The 12,144-nt window shown below is 66.7% G+C and carries 13 protein-coding genes and 1 pseudogene; 11 read left to right on the top strand and 3 right to left on the bottom strand.

Going from position 1 to position 12,144, the window contains the following annotated elements; translation table 11 throughout:
- The 7 genes and pseudogenes from VGV37_RS01700 to VGV37_RS01670 form a co-directional block, all read left to right on the top strand.
- Positions 1–389 (top strand): annotated as a pseudogene (locus VGV37_RS01700) (hypothetical protein); the annotation flags it as partial.
- Positions 386–1,183 carry a twin-arginine translocase subunit TatC gene (gene tatC, locus VGV37_RS01695; protein ID WP_326877872.1) on the top strand — a complete coding sequence of 266 codons (798 nt, stop codon included), beginning with the start codon at positions 386–388 and terminating at the stop codon, positions 1,181–1,183. The pseudogene VGV37_RS01700 and the gene tatC, both read left to right, overlap by 4 nt.
- Positions 1,184–1,233: 50 nt before the next feature.
- Positions 1,234–2,505, top strand: a complete 1,272-nt coding sequence (serS, locus tag VGV37_RS01690) for a serine--tRNA ligase (protein WP_326877871.1) — start codon at positions 1,234–1,236, stop codon at positions 2,503–2,505.
- Positions 2,505–3,287, top strand: a complete 783-nt coding sequence (gene surE / locus VGV37_RS01685) for a 5'/3'-nucleotidase SurE (protein ID WP_326877870.1) — start codon at positions 2,505–2,507, stop codon at positions 3,285–3,287. Before serS ends, surE begins: the two co-directional genes overlap by 1 nt.
- A 20-nt stretch (positions 3,288–3,307) precedes the next feature.
- Positions 3,308–3,970: a protein-L-isoaspartate(D-aspartate) O-methyltransferase gene (locus tag VGV37_RS01680; protein WP_326877873.1), complete on the top strand. Its 663-nt coding sequence runs from the start codon at positions 3,308–3,310 to the stop codon at positions 3,968–3,970.
- Positions 3,967–5,247 carry a LysM peptidoglycan-binding domain-containing M23 family metallopeptidase gene (locus VGV37_RS01675; RefSeq protein ID WP_326877869.1) on the top strand — a complete coding sequence of 427 codons (1,281 nt, stop codon included), beginning with the start codon at positions 3,967–3,969 and terminating at the stop codon, positions 5,245–5,247. The genes VGV37_RS01680 and VGV37_RS01675 overlap by 4 nt, the downstream gene beginning before the upstream one ends.
- 93 nt (positions 5,248–5,340) lie before the next feature.
- Complete coding sequence (locus VGV37_RS01670; protein WP_326877868.1) at positions 5,341–5,646, top strand: hypothetical protein; 306 nt, start codon at positions 5,341–5,343, stop codon at positions 5,644–5,646.
- 102 nt (positions 5,647–5,748) lie between these two features.
- Here the strand turns inward: VGV37_RS01670 and VGV37_RS01665 are convergent, their stop codons facing one another.
- From VGV37_RS01665 to VGV37_RS01655, 3 genes are all read right to left on the bottom strand, one after another.
- Positions 5,749–6,831, bottom strand: coding sequence for a hypothetical protein (locus tag VGV37_RS01665; protein WP_326877867.1), 1,083 nt, complete (start codon positions 6,829–6,831; stop codon positions 5,749–5,751).
- A gap of 396 nt (positions 6,832–7,227) precedes the next feature.
- Positions 7,228–7,443 (bottom strand): hypothetical protein, encoded by a 216-nt coding sequence (locus VGV37_RS01660; RefSeq protein WP_326877866.1) that lies wholly within the window; start codon positions 7,441–7,443, stop codon positions 7,228–7,230.
- Between the two features lie 78 nt (positions 7,444–7,521).
- Positions 7,522–8,391 carry an ATP-binding protein gene (locus tag VGV37_RS01655; RefSeq protein WP_326877865.1) on the bottom strand — a complete coding sequence of 290 codons (870 nt, stop codon included), beginning with the start codon at positions 8,389–8,391 and terminating at the stop codon, positions 7,522–7,524.
- A gap of 225 nt (positions 8,392–8,616) precedes the next feature.
- On the opposite strand from VGV37_RS01655, the gene yajC reads away from it, so the two are divergent.
- From yajC to VGV37_RS01635, 4 genes are read left to right on the top strand one after another with little or no spacing between them, the layout of a single operon-like run.
- Positions 8,617–9,138, top strand: a complete 522-nt coding sequence (gene yajC / locus VGV37_RS01650; RefSeq protein WP_326877864.1) for a preprotein translocase subunit YajC — start codon at positions 8,617–8,619, stop codon at positions 9,136–9,138.
- A gap of 4 nt (positions 9,139–9,142) precedes the next feature.
- The gene (gene secD / locus VGV37_RS01645) at positions 9,143–10,723 is read left to right on the top strand and encodes a protein translocase subunit SecD (protein WP_326877863.1); all 1,581 of its coding nucleotides are present in this window, start codon (positions 9,143–9,145) and stop codon (positions 10,721–10,723) included.
- A 13-nt stretch (positions 10,724–10,736) separates the two neighbouring features.
- Positions 10,737–11,681 (top strand): protein translocase subunit SecF, encoded by a 945-nt coding sequence (gene secF / locus VGV37_RS01640; RefSeq protein WP_326877862.1) that lies wholly within the window; start codon positions 10,737–10,739, stop codon positions 11,679–11,681.
- A 3-nt stretch (positions 11,682–11,684) separates the two neighbouring features.
- Positions 11,685–12,065: an Mth938-like domain-containing protein gene (locus VGV37_RS01635; protein ID WP_326877861.1), complete on the top strand. Its 381-nt coding sequence runs from the start codon at positions 11,685–11,687 to the stop codon at positions 12,063–12,065.
- The last annotated feature ends 79 nt before the right edge of the window (positions 12,066–12,144 follow it).

Here is a 12,144-nt window from a genome sequence, read left to right as displayed (position 1 = left end):
TCATGGTTCGCCGCGCCCGTCTGATGGCGCGGGAGTTCCAGAACAGCGTCGACGACATGATCCGCGATTCCGAGCTGAACGAGATCCGCGAGCAGGCCGCCAAGGCCGCCGGTGTCGACGATCTGAAGCAGGCCATGCGGGATGCGGTCGATTCCGGCGGCGAAATCCGTGCCGCCATGGCCGAACCGCTCGGCGGTCCGCTCGCCCAGGAGGCAGTGGCCCCGCCACCGACCGTCGAGGGATCGGCGATCGGCGCCCTGCCCACCGAAAGCGGGCATTCGATCCTCAATCCCGCGACCGAACGGCCCGCGTCGCCGGCCCCCGCCGACATTCCCGGGCCGGACACGGACGTGCCGCCCGATTTGCATAGGACTCCGCCCGCACCATGAGCGACGAGCTCGACGACGGCCGCATGTCGCTGATCGAACATTTGATCGAACTGCGCAAGCGCCTCATCTATTCGCTGTCCGGTCTCATGGTGTGCTGGGCGTTCTGCTATTATTTCAGCGCCGACATCTATGATTTCCTGGTGCGTCCGCTGGCCGACCAACTGGCGGGCCAGCCGGGGCGGCACCTGATCTACACGGCGCTGACCGAAGCCTTCGTCACCCGGGTCAAGGTCGCGTTCTGGGCCGCCTGCTTCCTGGCCTTTCCGATCATTGCGACCCAGATCTGGATGTTCGTGGCGCCGGGTCTGTACAAGACCGAGCGGGGCGCGTTCCTGCCGTACCTGGTGGCGACGCCGATCCTGTTCTTCATGGGCGCGGCCCTGGTCTACTATCTGATCTTCCCGACCGCCTGGCACTTCTTCCTCAGCTTCGAGTCCGCGGGCAGCCCCGGCAGCCTGCCGATCGAGGCCGATCCGAAGGTCAGCGAATACCTGTCGCTGGTCCTGACCCTGATCTTCGCATTCGGTGCCGCGTTCCAGATGCCGGTCGCTTTGACCCTGATGGCCCGGGTCGGGCTCGTCAGCTCGAAATTCCTGGCCGAGAAGCGGCGCTATGCGGTGTTCATCAATTTCGTCATCGCCGCCCTGCTGACGCCGCCTGACGCCATCAGCATGTGCGGGCTCGCCGTTCCGCTGCTGCTGCTCTACGAGATCTCGATCTGGAGCTGCCGCCTGGTCGAGCGCGGCAAGGCGAAGCGTGCCGAAGCCGCGGCCGCCGACCTGGCCAAGCTCTAGGTGAGGCGCCCCGTGAAGATTTTTCCCGTCCAGCCTGATAGCTTGTCGCCATGCATGATTTGAAGTCGATCCGCGACGCCGCTGCCGAATTCGACCGGGGACTCGGCCGGCGCGGCCTGCCACCCCATTCGTCGCGCATTCTGGCATTCGACGCCGAACGGCGCGCGGCCCAGACCGAGTTGCAGGAGATCCAGACCAGGCGCAACGAACTGTCGCGCGGCATCGGCATTGCCAAAAGCCGGGGCGAGCCGGTCGAGGCGATCATGGCTGAAGTCGCCGCGATGAAAGAGCGCATGGCCGTGCTCGAAGCCGACGACCGCCGGCTGGGCGAGGAATTGGACCGCCTTCTGGCGTCGCTGCCGAACCTGCCCGCGTCCGAGGTGCCCGACGGCGCCGACGAGCAGGGCAACGTCGAAATCCGGCGCTGGGGCGATCCGCGCGATTTCGCTTTCCAGCCGAAGCAGCATTTCGAGCTGGGCGAGGCGCTGGGCCTGATGGATTTCGGCCGGGCCGCCAAGCTCGCCGGCGCTCGCTTCACGGTGCTGAAGGGCGCGCTCGCGCGCATGGAGCGTGCACTCGGCGCCTTCATGCTCGACACCCACACGCTCGAGTTCGGCTATACCGAGGTGGCGCCGCCGGTCCTGGTCAACGACGCGGCCGTGTTCGGCACCAACCAGCTGCCGAAGTTCCGCGAAGACCTGTTCCAGACGACGGATGGGCGCTGGTTGATACCGACCGCCGAGGTGCCGCTGACCAACCTGACGGCGGACGAGATCCTGGACGAGGCGGCGCTGCCGCTGCGTTGGACCGCCTTCACGCCGTGCTTCCGCAGCGAGGCGGGCTCTGCCGGCCGCGACACGCGCGGCATGATCCGCCAGCACCAGTTCTCGAAGGTCGAGATGGTCTCGATCGCGCACCCGGACCAGTCCGAGGCGGAACACGAGCGGATGACACTCGCGGCCGAGACCATCCTGCAGAAGCTGAAACTGCCCTATCGGGTCATGCTGCTCTGTGCCGGCGATATGGGTTTCGGCGCGCGCAAGACCTATGACCTCGAGGTCTGGCTACCCGGGCAGCAGGCCTATCGCGAGATCTCGAGCTGCTCCAATTGCGGCGAGTTCCAGGCCCGGCGCATGAAGACGCGCTTCCGCACGACCGAGGGCAAGGGCAACCGGAACGTCCACACCTTGAACGGCTCCGGCCTTGCCGTCGGCCGCACCATGGTGGCGGTGCTGGAGAATTATCAGCAGGGCAACGGCACGATCGAGGTGCCGGAGGCGCTCCGGCCCTACATGGGCGGGCTGGAGAGCATCGTCGCCTGATGCCGCACATTCCGATCGACCTCGCCCAAGCCCGCATCCTGCTGTCGAACGATGACGGCATCGACGCGCCCGGCCTCAAGGTACTGGAGCGCATCGCGCGGTCGCTCAGCAAGGATGTCTGGATCGTGGCACCGGAGCGGGAGCAGAGCGGCGCCAGCCATTCGCTGACGCTTCGCCAGCCATTGCGCATCCGCAAGCTGGGTCCAAAACGTTTCTCAGTCGACGGCACGCCGACCGACTGCGTGCTGCTGGCGATCAACGAAATCATGCGCAAACGGCGGCCGACCCTGCTGCTGTCGGGCGTCAACCTCGGCGGCAACATGGGCGAGGACATGACCTATTCCGGCACGGTTGCGGTCGCGATGGAGGGCACCCTGCTCGAGGTGCCGTCGATCGCGTTCAGCCTGGCCACGGTCAATGGGCAAAAGCCGATCTGGGACGCGGCGGCGGTCCATCTGCCGGGAGTGATCCGTGCCCTCGCCGGCGCGCCCTGGCCGGCCAATACGCTGGTCAATGTGAATGTGCCCAACCTGCCGGCCAATGAAATCCGCGGCGTGAAGGCGACGGCCCAGGGTCAGCGTAAGCTTGGCGGCAACATCGTCGGCGCGACCGATCCGCGGGGACGACCCTATTACTGGATCGGCCCGAACCGGGACGAGGATGCGGAAAAGCCGGGCACGGACATCTGGGCCGTGGCCCAGGGTTATGTGGCGGTGACGCCGGCTTTTCTCAACCTGACGCATCAGGCGGCGCTCGCCGAGTTGGGCGAGCTGTTCCCGTGACCGGGCGCGCGCGCTCGCCCTTGTCGGTCTCCGCGGCGCGTTTGATCGAAGAGTTGCGGCGCGCCGGTATCGCCGACGAGCGGGTGTTGGCGGCCATCGGCCGCGTGCCGCGCGACCAGTTCGTACCGGCTGCGTTCCTGGAGCATGCCTGGGACAATGTCGCCCTGCCGATCGGCCATGGCCAGACGATCAGCCAGCCGCTGGTCGTGGCGCTGATGACGGTCGCCCTGGAACTGACCGATCGCCACAAGGTACTGGAGATCGGCACCGGCTCCGGATACCAGACCGCCGTGCTGGCGCCGCTGTGTCGCCGGGTCTTCACCATCGAGCGTCATCAGGCGCTGCTGCAAGAAGCGAACAAGCGGTTTGCGGCACTCCGGCTCGGCAACGTCACCAGCCGCTTCGGCGACGGCACCAAGGGCTGGCCGGAGCCGGCGCCATTCGACCGGATCCTGGTGACCGCCGCCGCCGCCAAGCTGCCGGCGAGCCTGCCGGAATTGCTCGCCCCCGGCGGCGTGCTGGTAGCGCCGGTCGGCGAGGAGAAGGGCCGGCAGATGCTGGTCCGCATGCGGCGGACCGAAGACGGTTTCGAGACCGAGGAGTTGGGGGCCGTGCGCTTCGTGCCGTTGGTCGAGGGCCTGCCGCGCAACCCGCGCAGCACCGCCGAGGCGGCATCGCCGTGAGCGCCCCGCGATCCCGGTTCGGCTTGCTGGCAGTGATTCTGCTGGCCGGGTGCCATGAATCGACCAACCCCGCGCCGATCTACGATGGCGGCAACGGCGGCCAGCGGCCGCTCGGGCCGGTCAACACGGTCCCGGTCACCCAGGCCGGCATTCTGGAAACCGCCGGCGGGCGGGCGACCGTCCAGCAGGGCGAAACGCTCTATGCCATTTCGCGCCGGTCCGGCGTTCCGGTGCGCTCGCTGATCGACGCCAACAACCTGCAACCGCCTTATCGCGTCCAGGCAGGGCAGGTGCTGACCCTGCCGCGCACGCGCCAGCACATCGTGCAGCAAGGCGAAACGCTCTATTCCGTCGCCCGGCGCTACGATGTCGAGGCCGCGAGCCTGGCCCGTACCAACCATATCGACCCGCCCTACACGATCAAGCTGGGCCAGCCGCTGATCCTGCCGCCGTCGGTGGCAGAGGTCGCGGAGGTCGCGCCGACGCCCTCGGCCCTGCCTCCGGCGGGCGCCCAACCGGTCGGTCCCGCACCGGTCGTCACGGCGCCGACCGTCCCGGCCGGAGGCAGCGCGACCGCGACCGCACTCCCGCCGCCGCCGACGTCTGTCCCCACACCGACCGGCCCGCCCCAGTCCCTGACGCCGCCGGCGGCACCGGTCGCAGCACCGGTTCCGCCGCCGCTGCCGCAGCGTCCGGTGCCGGTGCCGGTACCGGTAGCGCCACCGCCGGAAAGCGTCCCGGAGCCTGCGCCGTCGCCGGCAGCCGTCGTCTCGCCGCCGGAACCGGAAAGTGCCGCGCCCGTGCCGGCGCCAGCGTCTCATGCGCTACCTGCGGCACCGACCCCGGCGGTCTCGGCACTCGTCGAGGCCCATCGGGCGCCGACCGGGCCGCTGTTCGGTTGGCCGGTCAGCGGTCAGATCGTGTCGACCTTCGGCCCGGCCGCAGGGGGTACACACAACGACGGCATCAATATCTCAGCGCCCGAAGGCACCACGGTCGCCGCGGCCGAGAGCGGTACCGTTGCCTATGCCGGCAACGAGCTGCGCGGGTTCGGCAACCTATTGCTGCTGAAGCATGATGGCGGCTGGGTCACGGCCTACGCCCATAACCAGGTGTTGCTGGTGAAGAAGGGCGACAAGGTCCGGCGGGGCCAGGCGATCGCCAGGGTCGGCAGCACCGGCGGCGTCGGCGCCCCCCAACTGCATTTCGAGCTGCGCAGCGGCACCAAGGCAGTCGATCCGCTGGATCATCTGCCCCAACTGACCGCCGGCAACTGACCGTACCTGCGTAGGGAAGGGAACGCGGAGCCCCTCGATCCTGTTTACCTCATGACCGGGGCACTTGCCCGGCATGAAAAACGGAGATCAAAGATGGTTAAGCCTTGGCTCGCCGGCGTTGCCGGATTGCTGATGACCTCGGCCGTCGCGGTCGCCCAGGATGTTCCGATCAGTTCGTCCTCGACCATGACGACGGTCCAGACCAATCCGGCGCCGATCTATCAGGTCGCCCCGCCGACCAGCACGACGGTCCGGGTCGATCATTCGGCCTCGCAGGAAGACGGCATGCTGACCGAACGGACGCGGACCTACAAGACCCAGGAGGTCGCCCCGACCGTGGTCGTCCCGTCGACCCAGACCACGACCGTCGAGCGCACCGTGACGGTCCAACCCCAGTAAAGAAGACGGCCGCCCGCCCGTTCGGGTCGGGCGGCCTGCGCCCGTGCAATAGTCAAGCGAGCACACTGACTGGCGCCCGCTCCCTCGGAGCGACGTAGCGCCTCAATCCCAATCGTCGAGTTCGCTGCGGGCTGCGTCCTGCTTCAGCCCGGTCGCGACCTTGGCCCACAGATCGGGATGCAAGCCGACGCACCACAGCCCGTGCGAGTATCGCACGTGATACAGGACATCCTCATCGCCGCGCATATACCTGGCGACGTCAGCGCGGTCGGCATCGCGTTTCTCGCCGCCGTGCGAATAGAAATATTCACCTCTTTCGTAGCTGGACCGCTTGCCGGCGAGGAAATCGGCACAGGCCTCGGCCAAGCTCGCCGGCGGCAGGGCCCGGGGCACGTAGAAGGGTTGTTCACCGAACTTGTCGGCCATTGCCCGCGGCACCAGCTCCAGGTACCTCTGGGTCTTGGTGGTGTTCGGCTGATTGTCGCCCAGGTCCGATGACACCAAGAGGTATTGGACGTTCTGCGGCATCGGAAGGGTTCCGAACCCGGTGACGAGGCAGGCGTGCGGGGAGGAGTTGCCCGTCAGGAGCGCCGTCCTCAGCCCATCCCACGACCGGAGGTCAACCGCTGGAGCCGCTCGTGTGCCCTCCCGCCAGTAGTCGATGTATTCCTCGCTGACCGACGCGGTGATCTGGTTCGGCTTGGTCGCGAGACGCGATTGGTTCGCGCCCCGGATCGAATAGCAATTGGTCCGGATCAGGCCCGCCTTGGCCATCTCCGCGAGTTTGCCGCGCCCGGCCTCCGCCTGCTCGGCGGATTTCCGGGCGAGTTCGTCCCCCGCGTAACAGCCCGCTTCCGGGCCAAGCCCGGGAAGTGTGCTGAAGCCCGGGTTGCAGATGGGATCGCAGACCTCGCGATCCACCGGGCGCGTGGCCCAGACACTGCATTGGCGTTCGATTTGATCCCGATAGGTCGTGTTGCACACGCCGCGCGAGTCGCAGAATCGATCGGCGATGCTACCGACCTTCACCGTCGTCGATGCGGCGCAATATTGCTCGCTGGAGGACACCGTGCGGGCGAAGCATTGAGTGTTGGCCGGTGGGGCGGGGACGCAACCAGCAAGCCCCGCCTCCGCCAGCAGGAACACGGCGAGCGCTATCATGAGGCGCACCGGCCGGGCGCGCATGGTCCTGGACCCTGACATCATCGCCGCTCTCCATGCTGTCGACCTGAAGATGCGCGCCGCTCTGCCTCGCATGCCGTGGTGCTACTGGGCTACCGCGGGCCCATTTATAGTTGGAATCGAAGCCAAGACAAAGCGCGTTGCCCAAAAGATCTCCGTTCACTGGAGGTTCGTTTCGATGCCACAGGCAACGCGCACGGCCGCACGCCCGCCCGGGGATTTTCTCGCAGGTCGCGCAGGTTGGGAAGAGTTTCGGCTTGTCGGTCTATGGCGGCAAGCGTCGGTCAAGCAACGCCTCGTGCCCACGACGGGCCTGCCGGCTCCGGCGGCCATTTTCTCAAAAGAAGAGCGGCGCGGTTCGTGTGAACCGCGCCGCTTTTACTTGGGACCCTTCGACGATCAGTAGGTCGTGGTCGACTGGGTCGTCGTCGTGCCGCTGGTCACCGGCGCCGCCGGAACGACATAGCCGGGTGTCGTGGTGGTGCGGGTGGTCTCGCTCCGGACCACGGTCGGCGGGGGCGGGGCGTCGCTGCCGCAGGCCGCGAGGCCGACGACGAAGGTCATGGCCGCGGCCGACAACAGCAGGCGGGCGGCGGAATTTGTGTGCTTATGCATTCTCGGTTCCTCCGGACGATGTACTTCACCCTTCAAACGCTTGTCCGGCGGAATCGTTGCGCGACTTTGTTCTACCGGCTACTCGAGCTTGTGGCGCCGGCGCCCGGCCAAGTCTTGGATATATTGCCAGGCGACGCGGCCGGACCGGCCGCCGCGCGTTACGGCCCATTCGCTGGCCTCGGCCGCGAGCGTGGCCTCGTCGATCTCCAGCCCGTAGCGCTCGACATAGCCACGGATGATCGCCAGGTAGGTTTGCTGGTCGCAGGCGTGGAAGCCCAGCCACAGGCCGAAACGATCGCTGAGCGAGATCTTCTCCTCGACCGCCTCGCCCGGGTTGACCGCCGAGGACCGCTCGTTGTCGATCATGTCGCGCGGCATCAGGTGGCGCCGGTTCGAGGTCGCATAAAGTACGACGTTCGCCGGCCGGCCCTCGATGCCGCCGTCCAGCACCGCCTTCAACGACTTGTAGGCGGCGTCGTCATGATCGAACGACAGGTCGTCGCAGAACAGGATGAAGCAATGCGGCTCGGCGCGCAGCTGGTTCAGCAGACGGGGCAGGGACGGGATGTCCTCGCGATGGATCTCGATCAGCTTCAGCTTGCCGGGCGCGTCGGCCGGCATCTCTGCCAGCACCGCAGCGTGGATCGCCTTGACGAGCGAACTCTTGCCCATGCCGCGCGAGCCCCACAGCAGCGCGTTGTTGGCCGGAAAGCCGCCGGCGAACTGCTGGGTGTTGTCCAACAGGATGTCGCGCACGCGCTCTACGCCGCGCAGCAGGCCGAGGTCGACCCGGCTGACCGACGGCACCGGCACCAGCCGGTCGTTTTCGGCATGCCAGGAGAAGGCGTCGGCCTGGGTCAGGTCGACCGGCGGGGCCGGCGGGGGCGCCAGGCGGTCGAGCGCTTCGGCGATGCGCAGCAGAAGGTCGCGATCGGGGGAAAGGGTCATCGGGCTCACGAAACGGCTGGGATAGGGAGGCGGGCACGGACGCTAGCATAGGTCGCAGGGGCTCGAAACCGGGCCTCGAGCGGGGGCAGCATTGCCGCGTCGTTCCCGACCATTGCTCTTTGCCGTCCTTTCTCGTACCTATGCGCCCCTCCGGACGGCAATTGCGCCGCCGGCCCGTTGGGCTGCGCCCGATTACCGTTCTACGCGTTCAGGAGTCCGCTTCGCATGTTGTTCTCGACCGCCTTCGCGCAAACCGCTGCTGGTGGCGGCAGCGATTTCCAGGCCCAGCTCGTCCAGTTCGCGCCGCTGATCATGATCGCGGGCGTGTTCTATTTCCTGCTGATCCGCCCGCAGCAGCAGCGGTCGAAGCAGTTGAAGACGGCACTGGCGGCCCTGCGGCGCGGCGACAAGATCGTGACGGCCGGCGGCATCATCGCCAGCGTCTCCCGCGTGATCAGCGACGACGAGGTCGAGGCCGAAATCGCGCCGGGCGTGAAGGCGCGCGTCCTGCGCAGCACGATCTCGACCATCCTGTCGAAGCCGGAACCGGCCGGCAAGGGCGCCAAGGACAAGGCCGAGCCCAAGGACGTCACGACCCAGCTGATCGAAGGCGAGATCAACGAGATCGATGAGAACGCCGACGCCAATTCTGCGACCGACGCCGGTCAGAAGAAGCGCCGCCCGCTGACCAAGGCCGCCGCCGCCCGGGCCGCAGGCGACGTAAAGCCCACGGATACGACGAACTAAGCCGATGCTCACTTTCCAACCCTGGAAGACCTGGATCACCGTCATCGTCTGCCTGTTGGGCGTGCTGCTGGCGCTGCCCAACGTGGTGCCGCAGAAGACGCTGGACGCAATGCCGTCCTGGGTTCCGACCCACCGCATCAGCTATGGCCTCGACCTGCAGGGCGGCAGCCACCTGCTGCTGGAAGTCGATCTGAAGTCCGTCAACAAGGAGCGCCTGAACGGCGCGCTCGACGGCCTGCGGACGGCGCTGCTCAAGGAAAAGATCGGCTATACGCAGCTGGCTGTCGACGACGAGCATCTGGTGGTGGCGCTGCGCGATGCTGCCGACGCGGACAAGGTCAAGGGGTTGATCGCCCAGGTCGATCCGGACCTCGCCACGACCAGCATGCCTGACGGCAAGCTTCAGGTTGCCTATACCCAGCAATCCTTGATTGCCCGTCAAAACCAGGTTGTCGATCAGTCGATCGAGATCATCCGTCGCCGTGTCGATGAAACCGGCACTAAGGAACCGACGATCCAGCGCGAGGGCGACGATCGCATCCTGCTGCAGTTGCCGGGCATCGACGATCCGCAGCATATGAAGGACGTTCTTAACCGCACTGCGAAGATGACGTTTCAACTGGTCGACGAATCGGTCTCGCCCGAAGATGCGAAGGCAGGACATCTGCCTCCGGGCGACGAGCTCTTGTCAGCCGAAGATATCAGCGCCGGACGCGTGGGCCAGCCGCAGCAATACGTCATCAACAAGCGCGTCATGGTCGACGGCGGATCGTTGACGGGCGCTTCGGCAAGTTTTCAAGACAACGCTCCGGTCATCCAATTCAAGTTCGACTCGGTCGGTGCGCGTCGCTTTGCGGACGCGACACGTGCGAATGTCCGGAAGCGTTTCGCCATCGTGCTCGATAAAAAAGTGATCTCGGCTCCGGTCATCAACGAGCCAATCACCGGCGGTTCGGGCGTGATTTCCGGCAGCTTCACGGTGCAAAGCGCCAACGACCTGGCCTTGCTGTTGCGCGCCGGCGCTTTGCCGGCGTCGCTGTCCATCATCGAGGAACGCACGGTCGGGCCGGATCTGGGCGCCGATTCGGTGCGGGCCGGCACGACCGCGTGCCTGGTCGCAGTCGGCCTGGTCGCCATGTTCATGGTCGTGTTCTACGGCCTGTTCGGCATCTACGCCAACATCGCGCTGTTCTTCAACCTGTGCCTGCTGCTGGCGGCGCTCTCGACGCTCGGTGCCACGCTGACCCTGCCGGGCATTGCCGGCATCGCGCTGACGCTCGGCATGGCGGTCGATGCCAACGTGCTGGTCAACGAGCGCATCCGCGAGGAGGCACGCCACGGCCGCAGCGTGATCTCGGCGATCGACAACGGCTTCAGCCGGGCCTATGCCACGATCATCGACGCCAACGTCACCCATCTGATCGCCGGTTCTCTGCTGTTCGAGCTGGGATCCGGACCGGTCAAGGGCTTCGCGGTGACCTTGTGCCTGGGCATCCTGACCTCGCTCTTCACCACGATGCTGGTGTCCCGTCTCCTCGTCGTCTGGTGGCTGCGCCGTTCGCGCCCCAAGGCGCTCCCGATCTAAGGTCGATAGTCATATGCGCCCGCTTTTCGTCTTTCTGCGCGAGCCGCCTCACATTCCGTTCGTGAAGCTGCACACGTTGGGCTTCATCATCTCGATCCTGCTGACGCTCGCGTCGATCGGGCTGCTCGCGACCCGCGGGCTCAATTTCGGCATCGATTTCCGCGGCGGCATCGTCATGGAAGTGAAGGTGGCGACACCTGCCGCCGACCTGGAGGGCATGCGCACCACGCTCAATGGCCTGGGTCTGGGCGAGGTCTCGCTGCAGAGCTTCGGCGCGCCCAACGACGTGCTGATCCGCCTGCCGCGTCAGCCGGGCGACGATGCCGCCCAGCAGAAAGGCGTCGAGACCGTGCGCACGGCTCTCGGCTCCAGTTTCGAATATCGACGGACCGAGGTGGTCGGCCCCAAGGTCGGCGGCGAACTGATCCAGGCCGGCGAGATCGCAACCGTTCTGGCGATCCTGGCGATCGCCGCCTATGTCTGGTTCCGGTTCGAGTGGCAATTCGGCCTGGGCGCGATCGTGTCGACCTTCCACGACGTGATCACGACGCTGGGCCTGTTCTCGCTGCTGCAGCTCGAGTTCAATCTGACCACCCTGGCCGCGATCCTGACCATCGCCGGCTATTCGATCAACGACACGGTCGTCATCTATGATCGCGTGCGCGAGACCCTGCGCAAGTTCAAGACGATGCCATTGGATGGCGTGGTCGACCTCAGCCTGAACGAGACGCTGTCGCGCACCGTGCTGACCTCGTCGGTCACGGCGGTGGCGGTGCTGGCGCTGCTGCTGTTCGGTGGCGAGGTCATCCGCGGCTTCAGTGCCGCGATGCTGTGGGGCATCATCATCGGCACCTATTCCTCGCTGTTCATCGCGGCACCGCTGCTGTTGCATGTGAGGCCGCGCCGGGGCAACGAGAAGGCCGCTCCCGCCGCCGGAGCGAAGCCGACCAAGGCCTGATCGATGGACGTCACGCCGGTCATCCCCGCCGGAAAACAGGTGCTGGAACGCTATGGCACCGACGGCTTCCGGGTCAGCGGTGTGCTCTATCCTTCGGCCATCCTGCTGTTTCCCGACCGGACCCTCGCCTGGGCGCCGCGCGCGATGGCATCGGTGACCGAAGAGACCCTGGCGCCCGTCCTCGGCCATGGCGAGGTCGAGATCCTGCTGCTCGGTTGCGGTCGTCGCATGGCCCTGGTGCCTCCGGCCCTGCGCGCCACGCTGAAACAGGCAGGCATCGTCGTTGATGCCATGGACACGGGAGCAGCCTGCCGCACTTACAGCGTGCTGCTGGGCGAGGGCAGGCGGGTCGCCGCAGCACTGCTGCCGGTCTCCGCAGAGTAGCGACTTACCGCTTGCCTGATTTATGACACGAGGGTCGCCGGCGTAATCCTGCGCCTCCAACCGTATGTCTAGTGTTGGG

Source organism: Aliidongia sp., assembly GCF_035943795.1.
Classification (GTDB): Bacteria; Pseudomonadota; Alphaproteobacteria; order ATCC43930; family CGMCC-115725; genus Aliidongia.
The sequence above is the reverse complement of the archived record's forward strand: the minus strand, read 5'-3'. Positions and strand labels throughout refer to the sequence as shown.